The sequence below is a fragment of the Luteibacter sp. SVR4-7G genome, assembly GCF_056755555.1.
Map to the genome: position 1 here is coordinate 1 of NZ_JBPGXO010000003.1, position 26,457 is coordinate 26,457.

Below are 26,457 nucleotides of genomic sequence, written 5' to 3' on the forward strand. Positions count from 1 at the left end.
AAGATCCGCCTGTCGGAAGGCGCCTCGGGTAACGAGTTCGCCTCCAGCGATCCCTACGGCATCGGAGTGTAGGAGCGCGCCCTGCGCGCGACATCTTTTCGCGAGGCGCAGCAGGGCCTGTTGCTCACGGCCTCAAGAGATGTCGCGCGCAGGGCGCGCTCCTACGGAGCGTCGGGCTGGGCTTCCGGCGCCGCCTTCTGGAAGGCCTCGAGCGCCTGGCAGGCTTCGACCACCCGCGTGATGGTCGGATAGGGGGTCAGGTCGACACCCCAGCGCAGGGCGTTGTAGTACTGCGGCACGAGGCACGCGTCGGCCAGGCTGAGCGCATCCCCGTAGCTGAAGCGTCCCGCGGTGCCGTCGGCGAGCAGCTTCTCCAGCCCGTCGAAGCCCAGCCCGATCCAGCGACGCGACCAGGCTTCTTTCGCCGCCTGGTCGGCACGGAACTCCGCTTCGATCGCCTTCAGCACCCGCAGGTTTCCCACCGGGTGAATGTCCGTGCCCACCGCCTGCATGAGTTCGCGCACCTTCGCCCTGCCCGGCGCGTCCTTCGGCATCAGCGCCGGCTCGGGGCGGGTCTCGTCGAGGTATTCCATGATCGCCATCGACTGGCGTACCACACGCCCGTCGTCGAGCAGGGTCGGCAGCTGCGCCTGCGGCGATAAGGCGCGATACTCAGGCTTGAGGTGTTGGCCACCTTCGCTCACGAGGTGCACCGGGCGGGGCTCGTAGTCCAGCCCCTTGAGGTTGAGCACGATGCGCACGCGGTAGGCGGCACTGGACCGCCAGTACGTATAGAGGACGAGGGACATGCGGGCCTTCCTTCGGAGTCGCCGGCGATTCTAGCGGGGCGCGCGCGACAAGCCTCGCTGCGCCGCGGCGGCGGCCCGATTTGCGCCGGTCCGTCCCCGGCAAGGACAATAGCGGTCTTCGTCCCGAACGCTGGAGCCCAACGTGTCCGTCATCCGCATGCAAGACCTCGACCTGCGCGGCAAGCGCGTGCTCATCCGCGAGGACCTCAACGTCCCGGTGGAAAACGGAAAGATCACCTCCACCCAGCGCCTCGACGCCTCGCTGCCGACCATCGTCGCCGCCCGCGGCGCCGGTGCGAAGGTCATGGTCATCTCGCACCTGGGCCGGCCGAAGGAAGGCGAGTTCGACGAAGCCTCCTCGCTGAAGCCGGTCGCGGAGTGGCTGGGTGCGAAGCTCGGCAAGCAGGTGCGCCTCGTCCGCGATTACCTTGACGGCGTGGACGTCGCCGATGGCGAGGTGGTGGTGCTGGAGAACTGCCGCATGAACGTCGGCGAAGGCAAGGACGACGAGAGCCTGTCGAAGAAATACGCGGCGCTCTGCGACGTCTTCGTCATGGACGCCTTCGGCACGGCGCATCGCGCGCAGGCCTCGACCCATGGCGTGATCCGCTTCGCGCCGGTCGCCGCCGCGGGTCCGCTGCTGGCGAAAGAGCTGGACGCGCTGGGCAAGGCGCTCGAGAACCCCGATCATCCGCTGTTGGCCATCGTCGCCGGCTCCAAGGTCTCCACCAAGCTGGAACTGCTGCAGAACCTCGTCGGCCGTGTCGACCAGCTGATCGTCGGCGGCGGCATCGCCAACACCTTCATCCTTGCCGCGGGCCATAAGGTGGGCAAGTCGCTGGTCGAGGCCGACCTTCTGGATACAGCGAAGAAGATCATGGCCGACGCCAAGGCACGCGGCGCCGAGGTACCCGTGCCCACCGACGTCGTGGTCGCCACGGAATTCTCGGCAAGCGCGAAAGCCACCGTGAAGGCCGTCGACCAGGTCGGCGACGACGAGATGATCCTCGACATCGGCCCCGACACGGCGAAGCGCTACGCCGAGCTCATTGCCAAGGCAGGCACCGTGGTCTGGAACGGCCCGGTCGGTGTGTTCGAGTTCGACGCCTTCGGCAAGGGCACGGAAACGCTCGCCCGCGCCATCGCCGCCTCCAAGGCGTTCTCCATCGCCGGCGGCGGCGACACGCTCGCAGCCGTGGACAAGTACGGCATCGAGGACGGCGTCTCCTACATTTCCACCGGCGGCGGCGCCTTCCTGGAATTCCTCGAAGGCAAGGAACTGCCGGCCGTGGCCGCGCTCAAAGCCCGGGCGGAAGCGAAGTAATGCTCGTCCTGTTCGATCTCGACGGCACCCTCATCGATTCCGAACTCGGCATCCTCGCCGGCGTTCGCCATTCGCTGGCGAGCGTCGGCGCGGAGGCGCCCGACGACGGCATCCTCCGCTCCTGGATCGGTCCGCCGCTGCGGGTGAGCTTCGGCGCGGTGCTGGACGGCGACGCGGAGCGGGTGGAAGCCGCCGTCGCGGCGTACTCGCAGCGCTTCCGCGAGATCGGCTGGTCCGAGCACACCGTCTACGATGGCATCGGCGACATGGTCACGGCCCTGGCCGAAGCGGGACATCGCCTTGCAGTAGTCACGAGCAAGGTGCGTGCGCATGCCGAGCCGATCCTCGCCCACCTGCCCTTCGGCCAGCTGTTCGAACGCCTCTACGCCCCGCCGCCCTCCACGGCCCACAGCGAGAAGGCGGAAATGATCGCCGCCGCCCTCGCCGACTTCGGCCATCCCGCCGACGACACGATGATGGTCGGCGACCGCCTGTTCGACATCGAAGGTGCCGTTGCCAACGGCGTGCGCGGCGTGGGCGTGCTCTGGGGCTTCGGTGACCGGGAAGAGCTGGAAGCAGCGGGGGCGTGGAAGGTGGTGGAGACACCCGCGGAGATTGTCCTGCTTGCGGGCGAGGTCATCGCGGGCTGAGCTGCGCTCCGCCAGCACGCCTGAAGAGGCCCCCTTCCGGGGGCCTCTTAGCACCACTTACTTGATCACACTCTTCACCGCATCCACCACCGCGGTGGTGGTGATGCCGAAGTGCTCGTAGAGCTTGTCGATCGGGGCCGATGCGCCGTAGGTGGTCATGCCTACCGCCTTGCCGTCGAGGCCGATGTACTTCGCCCAGAAGTCCACGCTCGCGGCTTCGACTGCCACGCGTGCGCGGCACCAGGACGGCAGCACGCCTTCGCGGTATTCGATCGGCTGCGCGTCGAACTCCTCGGTGCAAGGCATCGAAACGACGCGAGCCGGAATGCCCTGGTCGCCGAGTGCATGCGCTGCTTCGACGGCGATGCCGACTTCCGAGCCCGTGGCGATGATGATCGCCTTGAACTTTTCCGCCGGTTCGAAGAGGACATAGCCGCCCTTCTCGATGTCCGCCACCTGCTGCTCGGTGCGCGGGTTGTGCTTCAGGTTCTGACGCGAGAAGACGAGGCAGGACGGATTGCCCGCACGCTCGATCGCCTTCTTCCACGAGACCGCGGATTCCACGGCGTCCGCCGGACGCCAGACGCGGTTGTTCGGGATGAGGCGCAGCGAGCCGAGGTGCTCGACGGGCTGGTGGGTCGGGCCGTCTTCGCCCAGGCCGATCGAATCGTGCGTATAGACGTGGATGGCATGCGCCGGAATCAGCGCCGACATGCGCACGGCGTTGCGTGCGTAGTCGGAGAACGTGAGGAAGGTGGCGTCATATGGGATGAAGCCGCCATGCAGGGCGAGGCCGTTCGAGATCGCGCTCATGCCGAACTCGCGCACGCCGAAGTGGATGTAGTTGCCTTCCGCACCGGCCGTCGCGACGTTCTTCGAACCCTTCCAGATGGTGAGGTTCGACGGCGCGAGGTCGGCGGAGCCGCCGATCAGCTCCGGCAGCAGCGGACCAAAAGCGTCGAGAGCCATCTGCGATGCCTTGCGCGAAGCCACGACGGGACCTTCGGCCTGCATCTTCTTGATGTACGCGTCGGCGCCTTCCTTCCAGCCCGCCGGCAGCTCGCCGGAGAGACGGCGCTTCAGTTCGGCCGCGAGTTCCGGATAGGCCTTCGCGTAGGCATCGAATTTCTCGTTCCAGGCCTGCTCGGCCTTCGCGCCGGCGTCCTTCGCGTTCCACGAGGCGTACATCTCTTGCGGAATCTCGAACGGGCCGTACTTCCAACCGAGCTTCTCGCGCGCGGCCTTCACTTCGTCCGCGCCGAGCGGCGCACCGTGCGAGGATTCCTTGCCTTCCTTGTTCGGAGCACCGAAACCGATCACCGTCTTGCAGATCACCAGCGAGGGCTTCTCGCTCTGCGAGGTGGCGGCCGCAATCGCCTTCTTGATGGCTTCGGCATCATGGCCGTCGACAGGCTTGCCATCGTCGCCCAGCACCACGTTCCAGCCGTAGGCGCGGAAGCGCGCAGGTGTGTCGTCGGTGAACCAGTCGTGCACCTCGCCATCGATCGAGATGCCGTTGTCGTCGTAGATGGCGACGAGCTTGCCGAGCTTCAGCGTGCCGGCAAGCGACGACACTTCATGCGAGATGCCTTCCATCAGGCAGCCGTCGCCGACGAACACATACGTGTGATGGTCGACGATGTCGTGTCCCGGACGGTTGAAGCGCGCAGCAAGCACTTTTTCGGCCAGCGCGAAACCCACGGCATTAGCGAGACCCTGGCCCAACGGACCGGTGGTCGTCTCCACGCCTGGCGTGTGGTGGTACTCGGGATGACCGGCCGTGCGGAAGCCCAGCTGGCGGAAGTGCTTGAGGTCCTCGATGCCGAGGTCGTACCCGGTGAGGTGGAGCAGTGCGTACTGCAGCATCGAGCCGTGGCCGTTGGAGAGTACGAAGCGGTCGCGGTTCGGCCAGTGCGGATTCGACGGGTTGTGCTGCAGGAAATCGCCCCAGAGGACCTCGGCGATGTCGGCCATGCCCATCGGCATGCCGGGATGGCCGGACTTGGCGGCTTCCACACCATCCATGGCCAGGGCGCGGATCGCATTGGCGCGTTCGCGGCGTGTCGTCATCGGCATTCTCCAGTAAGCGGCGGCGGAAAAAATGCGATTGTCGCCCATTGGCCGCCTGCTTGTCGTGGACGTACCTGCCGTGGCTGCGAAGTTAACCTCACCTTAATCTTTTAGCAGCGCTTTTTGAATTTCTTCAGGTAAGAGGGACTCTAATCGTTACGGCCACCGATCTTCCCCCTCCCCTTCGACGGACGGTGGCCGCCCCGAACAAAAAGAGGAACATCCCATGAAAAAGGCAGCTCTTGCCCTTGCGGTATCTTGCGTCTCGTTTTCGGCCATCCCGGCCTTCGCCCAGGACAGCAACCCTGCCGTCAGCGGCAATTACCAGCCCAGCCAGGCCGTAGGTAGCGGCAACTGGTTCATCGGCGCCAACGTGGGCCGCACCAACGGCAGCGACAACGGCGGTTTCGGCAGCAACACCAGTGGTTTCAACTTCCTGCGCGGCGAGAAAGACCGCCGCACGGGTTACGGCCTGCTTGGCGGCTATCGCTGGAAGGTGGGCCCGGATCTCGGTCTCGGCGTCGAGGCCGGCTACGCGGACCTCGGTAATTACCGGGTCAAGAACGTGTTCGAGTCCGGCCAGGACGTGAACCAGAAGTCCACGCGCAATGCGCTGCGCGGCTGGATGGTCGGCGTGAACGGCAAGATCAACCTCGTGCCGCAGTGGTACATCAGCGCGCACGGCGGCTACTTCCGCGCCAACGACAACAACCAGAACTACAACAACAGCGTTGGCCAGGATCTCGGCTTCTCCAGCGGCGGCCGTCCCGATCGCGGCAGCTGGTACGCGGGCCTCGGCACCGGCTGGGACGTCAACGAGCACTTCGGCGTGGGCGTCAGCTACGACTACTTCCATGCCGACGCCGGCAAGGTCCGCAACAATGCCACGGGCGAGGTCTCGCGTGGCCTGAAGCGTTCCACGGGCATCGTGTCCCTCGCGGGCGAATACCGCTTCTAAGCACTTCGCGCGGTCGATTGAGCCACGGTGCCACCCCGCCGTGGCTTAATCGTTTCTTAATATTGAACTAATCAGTATTGAATCTTCGCGAGCCCGCCCAATCTATGGGTTCACGCACGGCACCCCCGCTCGTGCGCCAGTGCGAACGGCGTCCCCCTCAAGGCCGTTCGCGCCGCAAGAACAATAAGCAGGAGAGATCCACCATGAAGAAGACCCTTATCGCCCTCGCCCTGGTCGCCGCCGGCATGGCCGCGGCTCCCGCTTTCGCGCAGGATGCCAATGGCGCGGGTGGTTGGTTCATCAATGGCAACGTCGGCCGCACCTCGGTCGACAAGGGCCGCTACGACGGCCACGACACCGGCTATGCCCTCAACGGCGGCTACCGCTGGACCGTGAGCCCGTGGGCTGCGCTCGGCGTCGAGGCGGGTTACAACGACCTGGGCAATATCGACGCGAAGAACTTCTTCAACGGCAACCGCGTCGTCGACCGCCGGAAGTCCGAACTGCACGGCTGGACGGCGGGCGTGAACGGGCATTTCAACATCGCCCCGCAGTGGTACATCAGCGGCCGCGCCGGCATCTACGCCTGGAAGGGCCATGGTACGAGCAACAACGACCTCGACCGCCACGACCTCGACAAGACCAGCTGGTACGCGGGCGCTGGCGTGGGCTACGACTTCAGCAACAACTGGAGCCTTGGCATCAACTACGACCACTACGATGCGAAGAAGAACGGCCTCGACCTGTCGACCAACATGACCTCCGTCTCGGCGGAATACCGCTTCTGATAAGCATCACTGACGTGCGAGTGTAGGAGCGCGCTTTGCGCGCGACAGCTTTTGAGGCCGATAGCGACAGGCCCTGTCGCTCTTCGCGAAAAGCTGTCGCGCGCAGGCGCGCTCCTACAGCGTCAATGAAGGACGCTTAGCGCTTCTTCCACTGGCCCAGTGCCGCAGCGCCGTTTTCCTGCGCGCGGACATAAACCGCCTTTTGCGCCTCGGCCACGTTCTTCTGCTGATCCTTCGACCAGATGTTCAGGGCTTCGGCCACCAGGGCGCGGCCGTAGGAGAAGCTGACCGGCCACGGGTGCGGACCCATCTGGTTGATGAGGTTCAGGTGCTCGGTGGCCTGTTCGTCGGTCTGGCCGCCGGAGAGGAACACGATGCCGGGCAGCGTCGCGGGCACGCAGGACTTCAGCACGCGAACGGTGGCTTCGGCGACCTCTTCAGCCGAAACCTGCGCTTCCTTCGGAGCGTACTTGCCCGGGATGACCATGCTGACCTTCAGGATGGTGCCCTCGAGCATCACGTTCTGCTCGTACAGCGCGTTGAACAGGCTGCGCAGCACGGCTTCGTGCACTTCGTAGCTGACGTCGATGTCGTGCTTGCTCTCGGGATCGTCCATGAGGACTTCCGGCTCGACCATCGGCACCAGGCCGGCTTCCTGGCACAGCGCCGCATAACGGGCCAGCGCGTGCATGTTGGCCTCGATGGCGGTGGAGCTGGGGTTGTCTTCGGTGATCTTGATCACCGCACGCCACTTGCAGAACTGCGCGCCGAGCTGGACGTATTCCTTGAGGCGCTCACGCAGGCCATCGAGCCCTTCGGTGATCACGTCGCCGGGGAAGCCGGCGAGCGGATGCGTGCCCTTGTCCACCTTCACGCCCGGAATGATGCCGGCCTTCTTCATGGCCTCGACCAGGGGCACGCCGTCCTTGGTCTTCTGGCGGATCGTTTCGTCGTACAGGATGGCGCCCGAGATGTGCTCGCCCAGGCCGGGGGTGGTCAGCAGCAGTTCGCGGTAAGCGCGGCGGTTTTCCTCGGTGTTCTCGACGCCGGCGGCGTCGAAGCGCTTCTTGATCGTCCCGGTGGACTCGTCGACGGCGATGATGCCCTTGCCGGTGGCCACCATCGCCTGCGCGACCTGTTCGAGGTTTTCGATGCTCATGACAACTCCGTGGATGTAGTGGTATGCCCCGCGAGGCAACGTGGTGCGAATGCAAAAACCGGCGGAGTATAGGGGAATACTCCGCGAAAGCCGTTGTGCGGCGCGATCAACTGGTCTGGTCGTAACCGGGCAGCTTGCACTGCTTGAGGATCGCCGCCTTGCGCGCCGGGTCGTCCGGCAGGTTGAAGCCGGCGACGTAGTAGGTCTGGACGGGGATGGCGGTGCCGTTCTGCGCGCCCTTCACGTAAGACAGCTGCTTGACGATGCTGACGCCGACCTGGCCGAGGTCGCCGTCGGGCACGACCTTCTCGATCTTCGGGTTCTGCGTCTTGCCGTCGGAGCCGATCATGTAGCTGACTGCCGCGCAGCCCGGCTGGTTCAGGTTCTTGCCGGTGTTCGGCACGTCCACGTTGAGGGACTTGTTGGTGAGGAACCAGTAGCCCGTGAGCCGTTCCGGCGACACTTTGCGCAGGGTTTGCGCCCCGGCCGTGCCGGCGGCGAGAAGGACGGCGACGGCGATAGCGCCGGTGAGCAAGCTGTTGCGGATCATGACGCCCTCGTGATTGAACCCGGGCGTCAAGTTTACCCCCGGCAGGGGATGGGGTGCGTGTGAAATCGTGCGCTTCACACGCAGCCCACAGATCGTCGCGGGCATGACGCTCTTACAGGTCGCGGAGGCTATCCGCGATGCCGTCCTCACCGATCATCAGCAGCTTCAGCGTGTTGGTGCCGCCGCCCCGACCGATGTGGTCGCCGTGGGTGAGGATCACGCGGTCGCCCTCGATCAGCTTGCCCAGCGCGAACAGGTGCTGGAGCGCGGCGCGGGCCGTGTGCGCCGGGTCGAGGTTGCTCTGCTCGAAATCCACCGGCTGCACGTCGCGCAGCACGAGCATGCGGCGGCGCGCCACGGCCGAGGGCGACATCGCGTAGATGGGCACGGCGAACCGGTAGCGCGACAGCCACTGCGCCGTGGCGCCGGACTCGGTGAGGGCGACGATCGCGCGCACGCCCACCTGCGCCGCGAGGAGCATCGCGGCCAGGGCGATGGCCTGGTCGGAGCGGTCCAGCGAGTGGGTGCCGGGGCGCAACTCGTCGCGCGGCTCGAACTGGCGCTCGGCGCCGAGGCAGATGCGGCGCATGGCGGCGACGGCCTTGTCGGGATGCGCACCCGCGGCGGTCTCCTGCGACAGCATCACCGCGTCCGTGCCGTCGATGACGGCATTGGCCACGTCGAGGACCTCGGCACGGGTCGGGATCGGCGCGGTGACCATGGATTGCAGCATCTGCGTCGCCGTGATCACCGAGCGGTTGCGCATGACCGATTCGCGGATGATCTTCTTCTGCAGGCCCGGCAGCTCGGCGTCGCCGATCTCCACGCCAAGGTCGCCGCGGGCGACCATCACGACGTCGGAGGCGTCGATGATCTCGCCGAGCACGGGGATGGCGTCGGCCCGCTCGATCTTGGCGACGATCGCCGCGTCGCCGCCGGCTTCGCGGAGCAGGCGGCGCGCTTCGTTGAGGTCGTCGGCCGAACGGACGAAGGACACCGCGAGGAAGTCGGCCCCCATTTCGGCGGCCAGCTTGATGTCGTTGCGGTCCTTGTCGGAGAGCGCGGCCACGCTGAGGCCACCGCCCTGGCGGTTCAGGCCCTTGCGATCGGACAGGCGGCCGCCGATGGCGACGCGGCAACGGATCTCGCTGCCGACCACCTCGACCACCGACAGGGCCACGAGGCCATCGTCCAGCAGCAGGATGTCGCCCGCGGCAACGTCCTTGGGCAGGTCGTAGTAACTGACACCGACGCGTTCCTGGTTGCCGGGAGGGGCGTCGGGACGGCAGTCGAGCACGAAGCTGTCGCCGGTCATGAGGTCGACCGGGCCGCCGGCGAACTTCTCGATGCGGATCTTCGGGCCCTGCAGGTCGGCCAGGATACCCACCTCGCGGCCCACCGCGTCGGCCGCGGCACGCACCGCTGCGGCGCGTGCCCGGTGGTCGTCCGGCTGCCCATGCGAGAGGTTCAGGCGGACGACGTCCACACCTTCCTCGAGGATCTTCTCGAGCATCCCCGGCGCGTCGGTGGCAGGGCCGAGGGTGGCGACGATCTTGGTGCGGCGTACCTGGATTTCGGTCATCGATGTTTACCTATGTCTTGAGCGCGAATCAGTCGAGCGTCTTGTTGAGCAGGTCGGCGAGGCGCTTGCCCGCTTCGCGCAGGCGCGTCTCCGCGATGGGGAGGTTCTTCGCCACATAGGCATCGTCGATGCGATGCCCGTCCGGGTAGAAGCCGCGACCGGCCACGATCTTGCACGATTCCTCGGCCCACTGCGCATACGGATCGTCGAGCGGCGCGATCGGGCGAGGCAGCTTCACCTTGCCCTCGGCGGCGAGACGGTCGGCATAGGCCTGCCACTTGAGGTCGCGCGTGTAGAGCATCTGCGAATCCCATACGCGGTGCAGGTTCGAGCCCTTGCCCTCGAACTGCGCCTGGTATTCGTTGCCGCCCTTGTCGTCGCGATTGCCGGCGTGCAGCGGCTGGTGCACGTCGCCGACGAAGTGGACGACGAATTTCAGGGCCTCGGCGCGCTGCGCGTCGGAGGCATGGCGGTCGCGCAGGATGGCAACGTACTTGTCCAGCCCGCCGATCACGCAGCGGCCGTCGGCACAGTCGCGCGGCGGCTCGTAGTGGCATTTGTCATCGTGGAAGTTCACGTAATGCAGCGGTCCCGTGGCCTTGCCCAGCGCTTCCTTGCCCGGCATGTCGCGCAGGTGGTCCGGCCAACTGGCGATATCCGGAAGGGAATCGGAGCCGTCGGCCCTGAGCAGGCGGGTGACCTCGGCCTTCGCCGCGGGGTCCAGCTGCCGCCAGGCCAGTTCGGCCACGATGCGGTGGCCGATGTCGCCCCAGGCCTGGACGGTGCTGGCGAAGGCGGGGATGGCCAGGGCCAGCACGATGGCGATGCTGCGGCGCTTCAGGGCGGATCTCATGGGGACAGTAAACGTTTCCGGGCGGTGGAACGGTCAAGTGTGCCACAGCCTGACTGAGACTCGGATGACACGTCGCGGCGGCGCAGCAAGCCGGGCCGGGGGGCCTTCGGCTACCATTGAGGTTTGAGCCCCCTTCCAAGACACCCTTCCGGAGACAAACGCATGACCATCAAGGTCGCCATCAACGGTTACGGTCGCATCGGTCGCAACATCCTGCGCTCGCTATACGAGGCGAAGCAGAACGGGAAGGACATCCAGATCGTCGCGGTCAACGACCTCGGCAATGCCGAAACCAATGCCCACCTCACCCAGTACGACACGGCCCACGGCCGCTTCCCGGGCGAGGTCTCGGTCGATGGCGGCGACCTGATCGTCAATGGCGACCGCATCAAGGTCTTCGCCGAGCGCGATCCCTCGAAGCTACCCTGGGGCGATCACGGCGTGGACGTGGTGATGGAATCCACCGGCTTCTTCACCTCGAAGGCCAAGGCGGGCGCTCACATCGCCGGCGGCGCGAAGAAGGTCATCATCTCCGCTCCCGCCGACAAGGACGTGGACGGCACCTTCGTGTTCGGCGTGAACCACGACAAGCTGACCTCGGCCCACCAGGTCATCTCGAACGCGTCCTGCACCACGAACTGCCTGGCGCCGCTGGCCAAGGTGCTGCACGAGAAGATCGGCATCGTGCACGGCCTGATGACCACCATCCACTCCTACACCAACGACCAGGTGCTGACCGACGTCTACCACTCGGACCTGCGCCGCGCCCGCAGCGCCACGCACAGCCAGATCCCGACGAAGACCGGCGCCGCCGCCGCGGTGGGCCTGGTGCTGCCGGAACTCAACGGCAAACTCGACGGCTTCGCCATGCGCGTGCCGACGATCAACGTATCGGTGGTGGACCTCACCTTCACGGCCGCGCGCGCGACCACCAAGGAAGAGATCGATGCCGCGATCAACGAAGCCGCCAACGGTGCGCTGAAGGGCATCCTTTCGGTCAATACGCAGCCGCTGGTCTCGATCGACTTCAACCACAATCCGCATTCGTCCATCTACGACGCCACGCAGACGCGCGTCATGGAAGGCACGATGGTGAAGGTGCTGGCCTGGTACGACAACGAGTGGGGCTTCTCCAGCCGCATGCTGGACATGGCCAAGGCGCTGATGGCGGCGAAGTAAGCCGCATAGCCCGCCGGACAGGTACGGTCATGGGGCCCGCAGCGATGCGGGCCCCTTTTTTTCAGCCCTTGGCGATGACCTGCTCGATCGAACCGAAGATCGATGCGCCGGCCTTGTCGGTGACGTCGATCCGCACCGTGTCGCCGAACGACAGGAAGGGCGTCGAGGGCTTGCCGTCGCGCAGCGTCTCGACCGTGCGCTGTTCCGCCAGGCAGGACGCGCCCTTGGCGGTGTCCTGGTTGGCGATGGTGCCTGAGCCCACCAGGGTCCCGGCGGTCAGCGGGCGCGTCTTCGCGACGTGCGCCACCAGCTGGGCGAAATCGAACTGCATGTCGACGCCGCATTCCGCCTCGCCGAACCACGCGCCGTTGATCCAGGTGCGCATGGGGAGGTGCAGCTTCTCACCCTGCCATGCATCGCCGAGTTCGTCGGGCGTGACGAAGACCGGCGAGAGCGCCGAGCGCGGCTTGGATTGCAGGAAACCGAATCCCTTGGCCAGTTCGGCGGGAATGAGCCCGCGCAGCGAGACGTCGTTCACCAGGCCGACGAGCTGGATGTGCTCCGCCGCCTGCGCGGGCGTCACGCCCATCGGCACATCGTCGGTCACCACCAGGACTTCGGCTTCGAGATCGATGCCGAACTCTTCGCTGGACACGACCACAGGATCGCGCGGACCGAGGAAGCCCGCGCTGGTCGCCTGGTACATCAGCGGATCGGTGTAGAACGACGCAGGAACCTCCGCGCCTCGGGCCTTGCGCACGCGCTCCACATGCGGGAGGTAGGCGCTGCCGTCCACGAACTCGTAGGCACGGGGCAGCGGCGCGGCGAGCCTCGCGATATCGAGATCGAAGATGCCTTCACCCTTGCCCTCGTTGAGGTCTTCCGAGAGCGCATTCAGCCGCGGCGCGAGCGAACGCCAGTCATCCAGTGCGGCCTGCAGGGTGGGAGCGATGCCGGTGGCCTTCACGGCGCGGCGAAGGTCGCGGCTGACGACGATCAGCGTGCCGTCGCGGCCGCCTTCCTTGAGTGACGCAAGTTTCATGCGGTTCCTTTGAAATGCTTCTTCAGTCCGCGCCAACATTCGTAGTAGTTGCCCTGCAGCGCCTTCGAATCGAGCGCCTGCCGGCTGGGACGAATGACCTTGCGGGTCTCGAACATGAAGGCCATGGTGCCCACGATGTGGTCGGGACGCGAGGTGTCGGCGTTCGAGGCTTTCTCGAAGCTGGCCGCGTCCGGCCCATGGCCGCTCATGCAGTTGTGCAGGCTCGAACCGCCCGGCACGAAGCCGCCGGCCTTGGCGTCGTAGGCACCGTCGATGAGACCCATGAACTCGCTGGCCACGTTGCGATGGAAATAAGGCGGCCGGAACGTATGTTCGGCCACCAGCCAGCGCGGCGGGAAGATCACGAAATCCATGTTCGCCACGCCCGGGGTATCGCTGACCGAGGTGAGCACGGTGAAGATCGACGGATCGGGGTGATCGACGGCGATCGAGCCAATGGTGTTAAACCGGCGCAGGTCGTACTTGTATGGCGCATAGTTGCCGTGCCAGGCCACCACGTCGAGCGGCGAATGGTCGATGCGCGCGCTCCACAGTGCGCCCTGGAACTTGGCCACGAGCGCGAACTCGCCATCGACATCCTCATACGCGGCCACCGGCGTGAGGAAGTCGCGCGCATGCGCCAGCCCGTTCGCGCCGATGGGGCCGAGGTCCGGCAGGTGCAACGGCGCGCCGAAGTTCTCGGCAACGTAGCCGCGTGCCTCGCCGTCCGGCAATTCGACGAGGAAGCGGATGCCGCGTGGCACCACCGCGATTTCGAGCGGCGCCACGTCGAGTACGCCCAGTTCGGTACGGATGCGCAGCCTGCCCTGCTGCGGAACGATCAACAGTTCGCCGTCGGCGTCGTAGAAGTAGCGCCCTTCCATCGAACGGTTCGCGACGTACAGATGGATGCCCACGCCGGCCTGCTCGGCAGCACCGCCGTTGCCTCCCATGGTGAACAACCCGTCGAGGAAGTCGCACGGCTCGGACGGTATCGGGAGCGGATCCCAGCGAAGCTGGTTCGGCGTGGCCGCGGCTTCGTCGAATCGGTTGTGGAAGGTGCCGTGGTCCATCGCCGCGAAAGGCGAATGCTGGGCCGCCGGACGGATGCGGTACAGCCAGCTGCGCCGGTTGCGGTGACGCGGCGCGGTGAACGCGCTGCCCGACAGCTGCTCGGCGTAGAGGCCCGCGGCCACGCGCTGCGGCGAGTTCTGCCCCGTGGGCAGCACGCCTTCCACGGCTTCGGTAGCGAACTCGTTACCGAAGCCGGTCTGGTACCCGCGGGTATCGTCGGTGTAGCTCATCGTGGCGGTCCTGGGTCGATAGCGGCCTGTAATGATGCGTCAGAGCACGCCGCGGCGCATCTGGTCGCGCTCGATCGATTCGAACAGCGCCTTGAAGTTGCCGTTGCCGAAGCCCTCGTTACCCTTGCGCTGGATGATCTCGAAGAAGATCGGGCCAATGGTGTTCTGGGTGAAGATCTGCAGGAGCAGCTTCTTCTTGGTCTCGTCGTCGGCGTCGATCAGGATCTTGCTCGCCTGAAGACGCGGAATGTCCTCGCCATGATCGGGCACGCGCGCATCGATCACTTCGTAATAGGTATCCGGCGTGTCGAGGAAAGCGACGTCCCGCGCGCGCATGGCTTCCACCGACTCGTAGATGTTGTCGGTGAACAGGGCGATGTGCTGGATGCCTTCGCCGTTGTACTCACGCAGGTATTCGTTGATCTGCGACTTCTCGTCCGAGGACTCGTTGAGCGGAATGCGCACGAGGCCGTCCGGCGCGGTCATGGCCTTCGACACGAGGCCGGTCTTCGCGCCCTTGATGTCGAAGTAGCGGATCTCGCGGAAGTTGAACAGACGCTCGTAATACTTCGACCATTCTTCCATGTTGCCGAAGTGCAGGTTATGGGTCAGGTGGTCGATGAAGGTGAGGCCGAACCCCTTCGGGTGGCGATCGACGCCCGGCAGCCATTCGAACTCGGCGTCGTACACCTCACCCCTGGCGCCATAGGTGTCGATCAGGTACAGCGCCGCCCCGCCGATGCCCTCGATGGCCGGCACCTGGAGGGCCAGCGTCTCCGGCTTGAAGGCGACTTTCTGGGCGCCGTTGGAAAGCGCCGTGGCCTGCACGTCCGTGGCCGGACGGGTGAAGCGGATGGCGAAACCGCAGGCGGAGGGGCCATGCTTGGCAACGAAGTCCGCGGCGAAGGAATCCGGCTCCTCGTTCACGAGGAAGTTGCAGTCGCCCTGGCGATACAGGGTGATCTTCTTCGTCTTGTGCTTCGCCACGGCCGTGAAGCCCAGCTTCGGGAAGAGGGTATGGAGCAGGGCCGGGTCCGGCGCCGCGAATTCGACGAACTCGAACCCGTCGACACCCTGGGGATTTTCGAAGGTGGTGACCTGCATGCCGATATTGGGCTGGGCGCTCATGGGCGATACTCCTGGGGATGAGGATGGCTTGGGCCGTCTAGCATCATTTATAGTTTCACTTGTAACCATTTGCAAGGACCAGTGCAGCATGACATCCGACGCCGTCCCCGCCCATGCCCCTCTGGAGTTAGAAAACTTCCTGCCCTACCGCCTTTCGATCCTCTCGAACACGGTGAGCCAGTCGATCGCCGACGAATACACGGACCGATTCCAGCTCAGCATGACCGAATGGCGCGTGATGGCCGTGCTGGCCCGCTTCGCGGACCTGTCCGCCCGCGAGGTGGCCGAGCGGACCAGGATGGACAAGGTGGCGGTGAGCCGCGCCCTGGCCCGCCTGGTCGAGGCGGGCCGCGTCGACCGCAGTACCCACGACGGCGACAAGCGCCGTTCGGTCCTCAAGTTGTCCGAGGCGGGCTGGGCCATCCACGACGAGGTGGCGCCGATGGCCCGTGAGCACGAACGGGAACTGCTGGCCAGGCTGGACGAGGCGGAGCGGGAACAGTTGAACCGCATCCTGGACAAGCTGATGGCGCCCTGACCGGGCTGCGATGGCGTCTGGCCTGTAGGAGCGCGCCTTGCGCGCGACAGTTTTTCGCGAGAAGCAGCAGGCCCTGTTGCTCACGGTCCCAAAAGCTGTCGCGCGCAAGGCGCGCTCCTACACGTGCGGGCCATTCACCCGGATGCGGCGGCCTGGGTCACTTCACGCCGTGCATCAGCCGGTTGATCAGCGGCGCGATCAGGAACAGCACGATGCCTGCGCCGATCAGCAGTTCGAAGCTGAAACTGAACCCGGACAGCGCCGAGGCCACGGTCATGCCGGTTTCGCCGCTGATGTGCCCGGCGAGCAGACCGGAAAGGTTGTTGCCGATGGCGGTGGACAGGAACCAGCCACCCATCGCCAGGCCGACGACGCGGAGCGGCGCGAGCTTGGTCACCATCGACAGCCCGATCGGCGACAGGCACAGCTCGCCGATGGTCTGCAGCACGTAGCAGGCCGCCAGCGGCCAGAACGGGATGAGGCCGTCGCCGCCCACGAGGCTCTTCAGCGCATACATCAGCACCAGGAAGCCCAGCGCGTTGAAGATGAGCCCGAGGCCGAACTTGCGCGGAATCGAGGGCTCCTTGCGGAACTTCGCCGACCAGCCCCACGCCAGCGCCACCACCGGCGCGAAGACCAGGATGGCCGCCGAGTTCACCGACTGGAACCACCCGGTGGGGAACTCCCAGCCGAACATCTGGCGGTCCACGATGTTTTGGGCCAGGAAGTTGAACGAGCTGCCCGCTTGCTCGAAGAACATCCAGAACAGCACGTTGAAGGCAAACAGCAGCAGCATCGCGATCACGCGGTGGATCTGGATGCGGTCGTGACGCACGGCCTCGATCACCAGCATCACCGCCACGCCGATGAACAGCACACCCAGCAGCCAGGCGATGAACACGGCGCCTGCCTTGGCCATCAGCAGGTAGACGAGGGGGATGGCGACAAGGACGCCGATGACCACGGCAACGAGATTCTTCCCCTCGTGGCGCTCCGGCGGCGGCACGCCCACGCCCTTGAGCTGCTTCTTGCCGAGCAGGAACCAGATGAAGCAGATGACCATGCCGATGCCGGTGGCGGCGAACACCACCTTGTAGTTCTGCTGCAGCGGCGTATCGGTGATCACCGAGGCGAGCCAGCCGGTGACCAGCGGCGCGAGGAAGCCGCCGAGGTTGATGCCCATGTAGAAGATGGTGAAACCGCGGTCGCGGCGGTCGTCGCCCACGGGATAGATCTGGCCCACCAGTGAGGAAATATTCGGCTTGAACAGGCCGTTGCCGACGATGACCGTGGCAAGGCCGGCAAGGAACACCTGCTGGTTGGGCAGCATGACCATGAACAGGCCCGAGCCCATCACCGCCGCCCCGAGCAGGATCGAGCGCTGGTAACCGAGGATGCGATCGGCCACCCAGCCGCCGAAAATGGCCGAAGCGTAGACCAGGGCCAGGTAGGCGCCATAGGTGCGGCTGGCATAGCCCTGCCCCGCCTGATCGCCATGGAAGAACTCGGCGACGATATAGAGGGTGAGGGCCCAGCGCATGCCATAGAAGGCGAAGCGTTCCCAGAATTCGGTCATGAACAGCATCCACAGGGGACGCGGATGGCCGAGGGTCTGCGGGTACTCGGGCAAGGGCCTGGCGGCAGCTGCGGCGGTCGGTGTCATGGCTTCCCTTGTGCATCGGTTCGTGCAAGGTGTTTAGCTGGACCGGCCCGACGCGTCAAATCTTACGGAATCGCCCGTAGGAGCGCGCCTTGCGCGCGACATCTTTTCGCACCTGTTTGCAAGCTAGCGCGCCAGCTCCAGATCACGGCCTCAAGAGCTGTCGCGCGAAAGGCGCGCTCCTACGTCCCGATGATCGTGCGTACCTCGATGAGTTCGGGGAAGAAGGTCTGCTCCAGCGCCTTGCGCAGGAAGGCTACGCCCGAAGAGCCGCCGGTGCCTTGCCGGAAGCCGATGATGCGCTCCACGGTCTTCATGTGGCGGAAGCGCCAGAGCTGGAACGCTTCCTCGATGTCCACCAGTTCCTCGCTGAGGTGGTACTCGGACCAGTGGTTCGCGGTGTCCTCGTAGATCCGCTTGAACACGGGCAGCAAGGCAGGCTGGCTTTGCCAGGGCTGGGTGAGGTCCCGCCCGAGGAGTTCCGCCGGCACGGCGTGGCCGCGGCGCGCGAGGTAACGCAGGAACTCGTCGTAAAGTCCCGGCGCCTCGAACACCTTGCGCAGGCGCTCGTACGCGACGGGATCGTGCTCGAACACGCGCAGCATGTCGCGGTGCTTGTTCCCCAGCAGGAATTCCACCATGCGGTACTGCAACGACTGGAAGCCGGACGACGGCCCGAGCACGTCGCGGAACTGGAGGTATTCGGCCGGCGTCAGTGTCTCCAGCACGCCCCATTGTTCGTAGAGCTGGCGCTGCACCTGCTTGACCCGGGCAAGGATCTTCAGCGTGCCGTCCACGTCGTCGGCGCGCAGGCGGACGAGCGCGGCCTCCAGCTCATGGATCATCAGTTTCAGCCAGAGCTCGGAGGTCTGGTGCTGGATGATGAACAGCATCTCGTCATGGTGGGCCGGCTCGCTGCGCGGATGTTGCGCGGTGAGCACCTGGTCGAGCTTCAGGTACTCCCCATAGGTAAGACGCCCGTCGAGATCGGTGCGGATACCGGGTTCGAGGTCGCGCTGGGGATTGGCCATGGGACGGGTTCACGGTAGGGGTTGACAAGGCTGGAAAGCCGCGTCGCAAGGCCATTACGGGCATGAGGATAGGAAATGTCATGCTGCGCCGTACCTTGCCGGGTGATAATACCCCTGATATCTAGTCCGGCTCGCAAGAACCCAAAAGCCGTGTCGCGCCCCGCTGGATGGGCCCGGCCGCTTCCCCACTCGTGCGTGTCGTTTCTAACCATCCCCTGGGAGCGAGTCGTGTCCATCGCCGCCAAGTTCGAAATCGAATACCTGCAATACCTTGACCAGGACGGCAAGGAAACCGGCAAGGAACTGCCCGAATTCGCCAAGGATCTCGACCACATGGTCGAGCTCTACAAGCTCATGGTGTCCACCCGCGTGTTCGACGCCAAGTCGATCGCGCTGCAGCGTACCGGCAAGCTAGGCACCTACGCCTCCTGCCTGGGCCACGAGGCCGCGCACGTGGGCATCGGCAGCGCCATGCGCCGCGAGGACTCGCTGGCGGTGTCCTACCGTGAGTACGGCGCGCAGCTGTACCGCGGCGTGAAACCGCGTGAGGTCTACACCTACTGGGGCGGCGACGAGCGCGGCAACGACTTCGCCGACGCGCCCGCGCACGACTTCGCCTGGTGCGTGCCCATCGGCACGCAGTGCCTGCACGCCGCCGGTTCGGCCCTCGCGTTCAAGATCCGTAACGAACCGCGCGTCGCGGTGTGCACGATCGGCGACGGCGGCTCGTCCAAGGGCGACTTCTACGGCGCCATCAACGTCGCCGGCGCGCAGCAGCTGCCGCTGGTGGCCGTGATCGTGAACAACCAGTGGGCCATCTCCGTGCCGCGCCGCATCCAGAGCGGCTCGGGCACGCTAGCCCAGAAGGGCATCGCCGCCGGCCTGTACTGCATCCAGGTGGACGGCAACGACATCATCGCCGTGCGCAAGGCCATGGAGGATGCGCTCGAGCGCGCCCGCTCCGGCCAGGGCGGCAGCGTCATCGAGGCGGTCACGTACCGTCTCGGCGACCACACCACCGCCGACGACGCCCGCCGCTACCGCGGCGAGCAGGAAGTGAAGGAAGCCTGGGAACGCGACCCCGTGCCGCGCCTGCGCAAATGGCTCGAAGCCAAGGGCAAGTGGGACGACGCGAAGGAAGAGGCCTGGAAGGCCGAATGCGACGACTGGATGGACAACGAGGTGAACGCGTATCTCGAGTCGAAGGTGCAGCCGGCCACGGCCATGTTCGACTACCTGTACGCCGAACTCCCCGCCGACCTCGAAAAGCAGCGTGAACTCGCCGCTTCCCTCGATCGCAAGTAAGGATTCCTTCCCATGGCACAAATCACTCTCATCGAAGCGGTGACCCAGGCGCTCGCTTACGAAATGCGCAACGACGACCGCGTCGTGGTGCTCGGCGAGGACGTCGGCGTCAACGGCGGCGTGTTCCGCGCCACCCAGGGACTGCAGGAACAGTTCGGCGAATGGCGCGTGATCGACACGCCGCTCGACGAAACCACCATCGCCGGGCTCACCGTCGGCCTCGCCGCGCAGGGCATGCGTCCGGTGGCGGAGGCCCAGTTCGAGGGCTTCATCTACCCGATGATGGAGCACATTGCCTGCCACGCCGCGCGCATGCGCAACCGCACCCGCGGCCGCATCACCGTCCCGGCCGTGTGGCGCGCTCCATGGGGCGGCGGCATCCGCGCTCCCGAGCACCACTCCGAGGCCAACGAGCACCTGTTCACGAACATCCCAGGCCTGCGCGTGGTGATGCCGTCGTCGCCCGCCCGTGCCTACGGCCTGCTGCTGGCCGCCATCCGCGATCCGGACCCGGTGATCTTCTTCGAGCCGAAGCGCATCTACCGCCAGTACAAGGAAGAAGTGCCCGACGACGGCGAGGCCCTGCCGCTCGACGTCTGCTTCGTGCTGCGCGACGGCACCGACGTGACCCTGGTGACCTGGGGCGCGCAGGTGAAGGAATGCCTCGAGGCCGCCGACGCGCTCGCCGAGAAGGGCATCAGCGCCGAAGTGATCGACGTGGCCACGCTCACGCCGCTCGACTTCGACACCATCGCCGAATCGGTGACCAAGACGGGCCGCTGCGTCATCGTGCACGAGGCACCGAAGACGGCCGGATTCGGCGGCGAAATCGCCGCCCGCCTGGCCGAGGAATGCCTCTACAGCCTGCTCGCGCCGGTGGAACGCGTCACCGGTTTCGATACGCACATCCCGCTGTTCCGCCTGGAAATGAAGTACCTGCCCAGCGTCGAACGCATCGTCGAAGCCGCCGAGCGCACGCTCGCCGCCTCCTGAGGAACCGATAGACATGGCCGACATCAAGACCTTTTACCTGCCGGACCTCGGCGAGGGCCTTCCCGACGCGACCGTCGTCGAGTGGCACGTCAAGGAAGGCGACACCATCAAGCTCGACGCCCCGCTGGTGTCGATGGAAACCGCGAAGGCCGTCGTCGACGTGCCGTCGCCGTACTCCGGCACCGTGAAGAAGCTGCACGGCGCCACCGGCGACATCATCGAGACCGGTGCCGCCCTGGCCGACTTCGAGATCGATCCGAACGCGCGCCAGCGCGCCGAGGCCGAATCCACGGGCCACCACCACGGCCCGAAGAAGGGCGTGGGCAGCCAGGCGCCGGACGATGCCAGCAAGGTCATCGCTTCCGACGACGGCGGCGAGATCGACGCCGGCAACGGTGCCGACCGTGAAGACGAAGGCACCGTCGTGGGCGCCATGATCAGCGGCAACGCCGTGCACACCGAGCAGGTCAGCAACGCCGGCGGCGTTAAGGCCGTTCCGGCCGTGCGCGCCGCGGCGAAGAAGCTCAAGGTCGACCTCACCCGCGTGCAGCCCACCGGCGCCGGCGGCGTGATCACCATGACCGACGTGAAGAACGCCGCCGCCAACGGCAGCGCCGCGCTGGGTGCCGCCCCGGCCCGTCCCGCATCGGCTCAACATCTGGCCCCGAGCCTGCCTGAGCCGGGTCCGGCGCCGCAGCGCACGGCCGTGTCGCAGGCTGGCAAGGCCGTGCGTACCGCGCCCCCGGGCAAGGAGGCGATGGGCCAGCCGGAGCAGCTGAAGGGCGTCCGCCGCAACATGGCCCGCGTCATGGCTGACGCGCACGCCAACGTCGTGCCCACCACCCTCGTGGATGACGCCGACCTGCACGCCTGGATCGGCAAGCAGGACATCACCGCCCGCCTCATCCGCGCCATCGTGGTGGCCTGCAAGGCGGTACCGGCGCTCAACGCGTGGTTCGACGGCAAGAACCTCAGCCGCACGCTGCACCCGCACGTGGACATCGGCATCGCCGTGGATACCGAGGACGGCCTGTTCGTTCCGGCCCTGCGCAATGCCGACGTGCTCGACGGCGCGGGCATCCGTGCCGCGATCAAGCGCCTGCGCACGTCTGTGGAAGACCGCAGCATTCCGGCGTCGGAGCTCTCCGGCTACACCATCAGCCTGTCGAACTTCGGCATGTTCGCCGGCCGCTACGCCACTCCGGTGGTCGTGCCGCCGACGGTGGCCATCGTCGGCGCGGGCAAGCTCAGCCACGACGTCGTGGCCGTGATGGGCGGCATCGAAGTGCACCGCCGCATGCCGCTGTCACTCACCTTCGACCACCGCGCCGCCACGGGCGGCGAAGCCGCGCGCTTCCTGAAGGCGATGATCGACGACCTGGGCCTGCCGCAGTAAGTCCGCGGGAAACAGCCCTGCCGTCGTTCGCCCGCAGGGCGCGCTCTTTGTAGGAGCGCGCCCTGCGCGCGACAGCATGGGGCCAAGACCCGGAACTGGCGCGTGACCGTGAAGACTGGCGCGAAGAGCTGTCGCGCGCGGGCGCGCTCCTACTATGCGGCTCCCGAGGCGGTATCCTTCCCCTCATGCTCAACAACGACACCCTCCGCAGCATCCGCTACATGCTCGACCTCGGCGACGTCCACGTCGTCGAGATCATGAAGCTCACCGGTTTCCCCGCCACGCGCGAGCAGGTGGAGCCGTGGCTCCGCAAGGAAGACGAGCCGGGCTTCGCCGAGATGCCCGACGCCGCCATGGCGCATTTCCTCGACGGCCTCATCGTCCATCGCCGGGGCCGCGACGACAGCCAGCCACCGCGTCCCGTGGAAACCCGGGTCAACAACAACGTGGTGCTGAAGAAACTGCGCGTGGCCTTCGAGCTCAAGGAGGAGGACATCCTGGCAATCATGACCGAGGCCGGATTCCGCGTGTCCCGCGGCGAGATCAACGCCCTCTTCCGCCAGCCGAAGCACAGCAATTTCCGCCTCTGCGGCGACCAGTTCCTGCGCAACTTCCTCAAGGGCCTCACGCAGCGGCTGCGCGGCGCCTGAGCCGGTTTCTGCTAACCCGCTGCATCACGCTCACCAGCAGTCGTCCCTGCGCAGGCAGGGACCAGCGACTCTGCGCACGATCCAGCCGGAAGGCACTGGATTCCTACCTTCGCAGGAATGACGGGTGCACGGAATGCTCACGCGAGTCCCGCGTTTGCAGGGCTAGGATGCGGCTTCCCGTCCTCCGGAGGTTGCCTCATGCACCACAGCAGACTCTGTGCCCTCGTCCTCGACTGCCAGGACGGCGACCTCGTCGCCGCGTCCGAATTCTGGAGCCGTGCGCTCGGCAAGCCGATCAAGACGACCGACGAAGAAGGCGACGGCAAATATGCGTCGTTGAAGACCGCACCCGACGAACTCCAGGTCCTTCTCCAGAAGGTGGACCATCCCAGTCGCGTGCACCTCGACATCGAGGCCGACGACGTGGATGCCGAGGCCGACCGGCTCGAAGCGCTGGGCGCAAAACGCATCGGCTTCGTGAAGCGCTGGTGGGTGATGGAAGCCCCCACCGGTCATCGCTTCTGCATCGTGCGTAAGCAGGCCGAAGCATTCGGCCCTCACTTGAACACCTGGGATTGATGCCGCCGCCCTGTAGGAGCGGCCCTGGCCGCGACATCTTTTCGCCGCGAGCAACAGGCCCTGATACGCAGCGCGAAAGGCTGTCGCGGCCGGTGGCCGCTCCTACAGGCTGCGCTTTTTCCAGACGAGCTGGCGGACGATGAGCGCCACCACCAGCACGGCCACGAACGCGCCGTAGCCATATAGCGCCGGCACCACCTGTTGCCAGATCGCCCCGCTCTTCGGTCCGAACTGGTCGGCGGCTGGTAGTTCGACGGCATCGTAGGCCAGCAGGGCCGCCTGGAACGCGGCGACTGTCGCCGCGAGCAACGCGAGCACGTCGAAGCCCCGGCGTGCGGCGTTCTTCAGCAGCGACTTCGGGTAAGCCCAATACGCCCAGCCGAGCACAACCAGCCATGGCGCCAGGAGCATGATCGCGAGATAGCGCATGTCAGGCCTTCCGGGCAGCGTTCTTGGCGGCCTTCGCCGCGGCTTCCCCGGCCTTCAGTGCGGCTTCCTCGGCCGTGGCGGCGGCGAGCGTGTCGAGCGCGCTGCGCAGCCGGAGCAAGGCCGCGGCGCGCACGACCTCGTCCGCATACGATTCGCCGTTGGCGACGACCTGGCCATCGACCAGGAGCGCAAGGTGATCGCCATGCGACTCGATCGTCGCATGCGCGCCGCCCGCGGACGACAGGGTCTGGCGCAGCGCGCCCGCCGCCTTCGGGTCGGCGAACGGCACCGACAGCAGCAGTTCCTCGCCATCCGCGCCGAAGAGACGGAAACGGAAACTTCCGTCGGTGTCGCGGAAGCTCGCGAAGCGTGGCGGCTTCGCCTTCGCGGCGTGCGAAGCGGCAGCCGGCTGTCCGTGCGGTTCCAGCTTATGCCGCGCGCTGCGCAGTCCCACCGCCTCGCGCAGGGTTTCCACGAGCGGCCCGGCAATGGCGCGCGCCTTCGCCGCACCGGCGAGGAGGATGTCCTCCATCTGTCCGGGGCTGGCCATCAGCGCTTCGTATTTGTCGCGCATCGGCGCCACTTCGGAATCGACGCGCTCGAACAGCACCTGCTTGGCTTCACCCCAACCGAGGCCGCCATGCAGTGCCTCCGCGAACGCGGCCGTCTCTGCTGGCGAGGCGAAGGCCTTGTAGATGGTGAACAGTGCGGAATCCTCCGTGTCCTTCGGCTCGCCCGGCGCGCGCGAATCGGTGACGATCTTCATGATCGCCTCGCGCATGCCCTTCGCGCCGCCTTCGAACAGGGGAATGGTGTTGTCGTAGCTCTTCGACATCTTACGCCCGTCGAGGCCGGGCAGCGTGGCCACCTGCTCCTCGATGAGCGCTTCCGGCATCACGAAGAAGTCGCGGCCGTAGGTGTGGTTGAAACGCTGCGCGATGTCGCGCGCCATTTCGATGTGCTGGATCTGGTCACGGCCCACCGGCACCTTGTTCGCGTTGAAGGCGAGGATGTCGGCAGCCATCAGCACCGGATACATGTAGAGGCCCGCGGTGACGCCCGCGTCGGCGTCGTCCTGGTTCTCGATGTTGCGGTCCACCGCGGCCTTGTACGCGTGGGCGCGATTGAGCAGGCCCTTGGAGGTCACGCAGGTGAGCAGCCACATCAGCTCGGTCACCTCGGGGATGTCGGACTGGCGGTAGAAGGTGACCCTCTCCGGGTCCAGTCCGGCGGCCAGCCAGCTCGCGGTGATCTTCAGGCGCGAGGCCTCTACGCGGTCGGCGTCGTCGCTCTTGATCAGGGCGTGGTAGTCCGCCATGAAGTAGAACGCGTCGACGTTCGCGTCGCGGCTGGCCAGGATGGCCGGCCGGATGGCGCCGACGTAGTTGCCGAGGTGCGGCGTGCCGGTGGTGGTGATGCCGGTGAGGACGCGGGTATGCATGGGAAGCCTGATGCTCGGACGGCGGAAACCGTCCGAGTGTAGCCCGCGTGACGGCCGGGCGGCGACCCCGGGCCGTGGCAGCTTGCCGCGCCCCTGCCCGCTGCCCCGCAGGGCTCAGCGCATCAGGGTGGATTTCCCGAACAGCGATTCCACCAGGTCCACCGCCAGCTTCGCGGTCTGGTTGCGCTTGTCGAACGCGGGATTCAACTCGACGATGTCCAGGGAGCCGACGCGGCCGGTATCGGCGATCATCTCCATGCATAGCTGCGCCTCCCGGTAGTTCGGGCCACCGCGCACGGTGGTGCCCACGCCGGGCGCGATCGACGGATCGAGGAAGTCCACGTCGAAGCTCACGTGCAGGTGGGTCTCCTCGTCCACACCGGCCAGCGCTTCTTCCATCGCCGCCTTGATGCCGATCTCGTCGATGTAGCGCATGTCGTAGATATCGAGGCCCACCTCGTGCACGAAGCGCTTCTCGCCTTCGTCCACCGAGCGGATGCCGATCTGGCGGAACACGTCGGGCGTGGTGGCCGGCACCGTGCCGCCGATCCGGACGAGCGCATCGGGGCCGTAACCGCAAAGACAAGCCACCGGCATGCCGTGGATATTGCCCGAGGGCGTGATCTGGCTGGTGTTGAAGTCCGCATGGGCATCGAGCCAGAGCACGCGCAGCTTCTTTCGCGCCTCGCGGCAATGCCGGGCCACGGCGGAAATCGAGCCGATGGCCAGGGAGTGGTCGCCGCCGAGCATCACTGGCAGATGGCCTTCGCCCAGGGCCTTGTAGATGGCCTCGTGGACGGCCGTGTTCCACGCGGCCGCCTCGTCGAGGTGACGATACCCGTCCGTGGGCGGCTGCCAGGGGTTGAGCGGACCGGCAAGGTTGCCGCGGTCCACGACGTGCATGCCGCGCCTGGCGAGGCGCTCGCCCAGGCGGGCGACACGCAGGGCCTCCGGCCCCATGGAACTGCCACGGTGACCGGCACCGATGTCGGTGGGGACGCCGATGAGGGCGACCGAGCGGGTGGTTGGACTCATGACG

24 protein-coding genes and 1 pseudogene are annotated in these 26,457 nt (G+C 66.3%); 11 read left to right on the plus strand and 14 right to left on the minus strand.

Going from position 1 to position 26,457, the window contains the following annotated elements:
* Window positions 1–161: 161 nt before the first annotated feature.
* Complete coding sequence (gene maiA, locus ACR9ZH_RS01675) at window positions 162–809, minus strand: maleylacetoacetate isomerase (protein ID WP_481289028.1); 648 nt, start codon at window positions 807–809, stop codon at window positions 162–164.
* A gap of 142 nt (window positions 810–951) precedes the next feature.
* On the opposite strand from maiA, the gene ACR9ZH_RS01680 reads away from it, so the two are divergent.
* Both ACR9ZH_RS01680 and ACR9ZH_RS01685 read left to right on the plus strand, forming a co-directional pair.
* A complete protein-coding gene (locus ACR9ZH_RS01680; RefSeq protein ID WP_481289029.1) occupies window positions 952–2,133 on the plus strand; it encodes a phosphoglycerate kinase in 1,182 nt (393 codons plus the stop codon).
* Window positions 2,133–2,783, plus strand: coding sequence for an HAD hydrolase-like protein (locus ACR9ZH_RS01685; protein WP_481289030.1), 651 nt, complete (start codon window positions 2,133–2,135; stop codon window positions 2,781–2,783). Before ACR9ZH_RS01680 ends, ACR9ZH_RS01685 begins: the two co-directional genes overlap by 1 nt.
* Before the next feature lie 57 nt (window positions 2,784–2,840).
* Here the strand turns inward: ACR9ZH_RS01685 and tkt are convergent, their stop codons facing one another.
* Window positions 2,841–4,853: a transketolase gene (gene tkt / locus ACR9ZH_RS01690; RefSeq protein WP_481289031.1), complete on the minus strand. Its 2,013-nt coding sequence runs from the start codon at window positions 4,851–4,853 to the stop codon at window positions 2,841–2,843.
* A 226-nt stretch (window positions 4,854–5,079) separates the two neighbouring features.
* On the opposite strand from tkt, the gene ACR9ZH_RS01695 reads away from it, so the two are divergent.
* On the plus strand, window positions 5,080–5,811 hold the full coding sequence (locus ACR9ZH_RS01695) for an outer membrane protein (protein ID WP_481289032.1): 732 nt from the start codon (window positions 5,080–5,082) through the stop codon (window positions 5,809–5,811).
* 203 nt (window positions 5,812–6,014) lie between these two features.
* Window positions 6,015–6,599 carry a porin family protein gene (locus tag ACR9ZH_RS01700; protein ID WP_481289033.1) on the plus strand — a complete coding sequence of 195 codons (585 nt, stop codon included), beginning with the start codon at window positions 6,015–6,017 and terminating at the stop codon, window positions 6,597–6,599.
* A gap of 136 nt (window positions 6,600–6,735) precedes the next feature.
* Here the strand turns inward: ACR9ZH_RS01700 and ACR9ZH_RS01705 are convergent, their stop codons facing one another.
* From ACR9ZH_RS01705 to ACR9ZH_RS01720, 4 genes are all read right to left on the minus strand, one after another.
* Entirely contained in the window at window positions 6,736–7,758 is a 1,023-nt protein-coding gene (locus tag ACR9ZH_RS01705; RefSeq protein ID WP_481289034.1) for a class I fructose-bisphosphate aldolase, read from the minus strand.
* A 106-nt stretch (window positions 7,759–7,864) separates the two neighbouring features.
* Entirely contained in the window at window positions 7,865–8,308 is a 444-nt protein-coding gene (locus ACR9ZH_RS01710) for an energy transducer TonB (RefSeq protein ID WP_481289035.1), read from the minus strand.
* 112 nt (window positions 8,309–8,420) lie between these two features.
* Window positions 8,421–9,890 carry a pyruvate kinase gene (gene pyk / locus ACR9ZH_RS01715; protein ID WP_481289036.1) on the minus strand — a complete coding sequence of 490 codons (1,470 nt, stop codon included), beginning with the start codon at window positions 9,888–9,890 and terminating at the stop codon, window positions 8,421–8,423.
* A gap of 28 nt (window positions 9,891–9,918) precedes the next feature.
* Window positions 9,919–10,743: a S1/P1 nuclease gene (locus ACR9ZH_RS01720; protein ID WP_481289037.1), complete on the minus strand. Its 825-nt coding sequence runs from the start codon at window positions 10,741–10,743 to the stop codon at window positions 9,919–9,921.
* A gap of 162 nt (window positions 10,744–10,905) precedes the next feature.
* Between ACR9ZH_RS01720 and gap the strand changes: the two genes are divergently transcribed.
* The gene (gene gap / locus ACR9ZH_RS01725) at window positions 10,906–11,922 is read left to right on the plus strand and encodes a type I glyceraldehyde-3-phosphate dehydrogenase (protein WP_481289038.1); all 1,017 of its coding nucleotides are present in this window, start codon (window positions 10,906–10,908) and stop codon (window positions 11,920–11,922) included.
* A gap of 61 nt (window positions 11,923–11,983) precedes the next feature.
* Here gap and ACR9ZH_RS01730 read toward each other — a convergent pair whose 3' ends face one another.
* From ACR9ZH_RS01730 to hppD, 3 genes are read right to left on the minus strand one after another with little or no spacing between them, the layout of a single operon-like run.
* On the minus strand, window positions 11,984–12,964 hold the full coding sequence (locus tag ACR9ZH_RS01730; protein ID WP_481289039.1) for a fumarylacetoacetate hydrolase family protein: 981 nt from the start codon (window positions 12,962–12,964) through the stop codon (window positions 11,984–11,986).
* Window positions 12,961–14,268, minus strand: coding sequence for a homogentisate 1,2-dioxygenase (gene hmgA / locus ACR9ZH_RS01735; protein ID WP_481289040.1), 1,308 nt, complete (start codon window positions 14,266–14,268; stop codon window positions 12,961–12,963). The genes ACR9ZH_RS01730 and hmgA overlap by 4 nt, the downstream gene beginning before the upstream one ends.
* Before the next feature lie 39 nt (window positions 14,269–14,307).
* Window positions 14,308–15,396 (minus strand): 4-hydroxyphenylpyruvate dioxygenase, encoded by a 1,089-nt coding sequence (hppD, locus tag ACR9ZH_RS01740; RefSeq protein ID WP_481289041.1) that lies wholly within the window; start codon window positions 15,394–15,396, stop codon window positions 14,308–14,310.
* An 88-nt stretch (window positions 15,397–15,484) separates the two neighbouring features.
* Between hppD and ACR9ZH_RS01745 the strand changes: the two genes are divergently transcribed.
* A complete protein-coding gene (locus tag ACR9ZH_RS01745; protein ID WP_481289042.1) occupies window positions 15,485–15,934 on the plus strand; it encodes a MarR family winged helix-turn-helix transcriptional regulator in 450 nt (149 codons plus the stop codon).
* 157 nt (window positions 15,935–16,091) lie between these two features.
* On the opposite strand, the gene ACR9ZH_RS01750 is transcribed toward ACR9ZH_RS01745, so the two are convergent.
* Window positions 16,092–17,597, minus strand: a complete 1,506-nt coding sequence (locus tag ACR9ZH_RS01750; RefSeq protein ID WP_481289043.1) for a peptide MFS transporter — start codon at window positions 17,595–17,597, stop codon at window positions 16,092–16,094.
* A gap of 179 nt (window positions 17,598–17,776) precedes the next feature.
* A complete protein-coding gene (locus ACR9ZH_RS01755; RefSeq protein WP_481289044.1) occupies window positions 17,777–18,625 on the minus strand; it encodes a tryptophan 2,3-dioxygenase in 849 nt (282 codons plus the stop codon).
* 228 nt (window positions 18,626–18,853) lie between these two features.
* Between ACR9ZH_RS01755 and pdhA the strand changes: the two genes are divergently transcribed.
* The 5 genes from pdhA to ACR9ZH_RS01780 all read left to right on the plus strand — a co-directional run bounded on the left by pdhA (window position 18,854) and on the right by ACR9ZH_RS01780 (window position 23,548).
* Window positions 18,854–19,930: a pyruvate dehydrogenase (acetyl-transferring) E1 component subunit alpha gene (gene pdhA / locus ACR9ZH_RS01760; protein WP_481289045.1), complete on the plus strand. Its 1,077-nt coding sequence runs from the start codon at window positions 18,854–18,856 to the stop codon at window positions 19,928–19,930.
* Between the two features lie 12 nt (window positions 19,931–19,942).
* Window positions 19,943–20,923 carry an alpha-ketoacid dehydrogenase subunit beta gene (locus tag ACR9ZH_RS01765; protein ID WP_481289046.1) on the plus strand — a complete coding sequence of 327 codons (981 nt, stop codon included), beginning with the start codon at window positions 19,943–19,945 and terminating at the stop codon, window positions 20,921–20,923.
* Window positions 20,924–20,936: 13 nt separating this feature from the next.
* Window positions 20,937–22,319, plus strand: coding sequence for a dihydrolipoamide acetyltransferase family protein (locus ACR9ZH_RS01770; RefSeq protein ID WP_481289047.1), 1,383 nt, complete (start codon window positions 20,937–20,939; stop codon window positions 22,317–22,319).
* Between the two features lie 185 nt (window positions 22,320–22,504).
* Complete coding sequence (locus ACR9ZH_RS01775) at window positions 22,505–22,969, plus strand: YehS family protein (protein ID WP_481289048.1); 465 nt, start codon at window positions 22,505–22,507, stop codon at window positions 22,967–22,969.
* 198 nt (window positions 22,970–23,167) lie between these two features.
* Window positions 23,168–23,548 (plus strand): VOC family protein, encoded by a 381-nt coding sequence (locus ACR9ZH_RS01780; RefSeq protein ID WP_481289049.1) that lies wholly within the window; start codon window positions 23,168–23,170, stop codon window positions 23,546–23,548.
* Window positions 23,549–23,650: 102 nt separating this feature from the next.
* Here the strand turns inward: ACR9ZH_RS01780 and ACR9ZH_RS01785 are convergent, their stop codons facing one another.
* The 3 genes and pseudogenes from ACR9ZH_RS01785 to rocF form a co-directional block, all read right to left on the minus strand.
* On the minus strand, window positions 23,651–23,977 hold the full coding sequence (locus ACR9ZH_RS01785; RefSeq protein WP_481289050.1) for a hypothetical protein: 327 nt from the start codon (window positions 23,975–23,977) through the stop codon (window positions 23,651–23,653).
* Between the two features lie 79 nt (window positions 23,978–24,056).
* Window positions 24,057–25,418 (minus strand): annotated as a pseudogene (locus tag ACR9ZH_RS01790) (tryptophan--tRNA ligase); the annotation flags it as partial.
* A gap of 114 nt (window positions 25,419–25,532) precedes the next feature.
* Entirely contained in the window at window positions 25,533–26,453 is a 921-nt protein-coding gene (gene rocF / locus ACR9ZH_RS01795) for an arginase (protein ID WP_481289051.1), read from the minus strand.
* Window positions 26,454–26,457 lie beyond the last annotated feature (4 nt).

Coding starts and splice junctions, on each gene's coding strand:
- maiA (WP_481289028.1), bottom strand. CDS start 809: ATGTCCCTCGTCCTCTATACGTACTGGCGGTCCAGTGCCGCCTACCGC.
- ACR9ZH_RS01685 (WP_481289030.1), top strand. CDS start 2,133: ATGCTCGTCCTGTTCGATCTCGACGGCACCCTCATCGATTCCGAACTC.
- tkt (WP_481289031.1), bottom strand. CDS start 4,853: ATGACGACACGCCGCGAACGCGCCAATGCGATCCGCGCCCTGGCCATG.
- ACR9ZH_RS01695 (WP_481289032.1), top strand. CDS start 5,080: ATGAAAAAGGCAGCTCTTGCCCTTGCGGTATCTTGCGTCTCGTTTTCG.
- ACR9ZH_RS01700 (WP_481289033.1), top strand. CDS start 6,015: ATGAAGAAGACCCTTATCGCCCTCGCCCTGGTCGCCGCCGGCATGGCC.
- ACR9ZH_RS01705 (WP_481289034.1), bottom strand. CDS start 7,758: ATGAGCATCGAAAACCTCGAACAGGTCGCGCAGGCGATGGTGGCCACC.
- ACR9ZH_RS01710 (WP_481289035.1), bottom strand. CDS start 8,308: ATGATCCGCAACAGCTTGCTCACCGGCGCTATCGCCGTCGCCGTCCTT.
- pyk (WP_481289036.1), bottom strand. CDS start 9,890: ATGACCGAAATCCAGGTACGCCGCACCAAGATCGTCGCCACCCTCGGC.
- ACR9ZH_RS01720 (WP_481289037.1), bottom strand. CDS start 10,743: ATGAGATCCGCCCTGAAGCGCCGCAGCATCGCCATCGTGCTGGCCCTG.
- gap (WP_481289038.1), top strand. CDS start 10,906: ATGACCATCAAGGTCGCCATCAACGGTTACGGTCGCATCGGTCGCAAC.
- ACR9ZH_RS01730 (WP_481289039.1), bottom strand. CDS start 12,964: ATGAAACTTGCGTCACTCAAGGAAGGCGGCCGCGACGGCACGCTGATC.
- hmgA (WP_481289040.1), bottom strand. CDS start 14,268: ATGAGCTACACCGACGATACCCGCGGGTACCAGACCGGCTTCGGTAAC.
- hppD (WP_481289041.1), bottom strand. CDS start 15,396: ATGAGCGCCCAGCCCAATATCGGCATGCAGGTCACCACCTTCGAAAAT.
- ACR9ZH_RS01745 (WP_481289042.1), top strand. CDS start 15,485: ATGACATCCGACGCCGTCCCCGCCCATGCCCCTCTGGAGTTAGAAAAC.
- ACR9ZH_RS01750 (WP_481289043.1), bottom strand. CDS start 17,597: ATGACACCGACCGCCGCAGCTGCCGCCAGGCCCTTGCCCGAGTACCCG.
- ACR9ZH_RS01755 (WP_481289044.1), bottom strand. CDS start 18,625: ATGGCCAATCCCCAGCGCGACCTCGAACCCGGTATCCGCACCGATCTC.
- ACR9ZH_RS01765 (WP_481289046.1), top strand. CDS start 19,943: ATGGCACAAATCACTCTCATCGAAGCGGTGACCCAGGCGCTCGCTTAC.
- ACR9ZH_RS01770 (WP_481289047.1), top strand. CDS start 20,937: ATGGCCGACATCAAGACCTTTTACCTGCCGGACCTCGGCGAGGGCCTT.
- ACR9ZH_RS01775 (WP_481289048.1), top strand. CDS start 22,505: ATGCTCAACAACGACACCCTCCGCAGCATCCGCTACATGCTCGACCTC.
- ACR9ZH_RS01780 (WP_481289049.1), top strand. CDS start 23,168: ATGCACCACAGCAGACTCTGTGCCCTCGTCCTCGACTGCCAGGACGGC.
- ACR9ZH_RS01785 (WP_481289050.1), bottom strand. CDS start 23,977: ATGCGCTATCTCGCGATCATGCTCCTGGCGCCATGGCTGGTTGTGCTC.
- rocF (WP_481289051.1), bottom strand. CDS start 26,453: ATGAGTCCAACCACCCGCTCGGTCGCCCTCATCGGCGTCCCCACCGAC.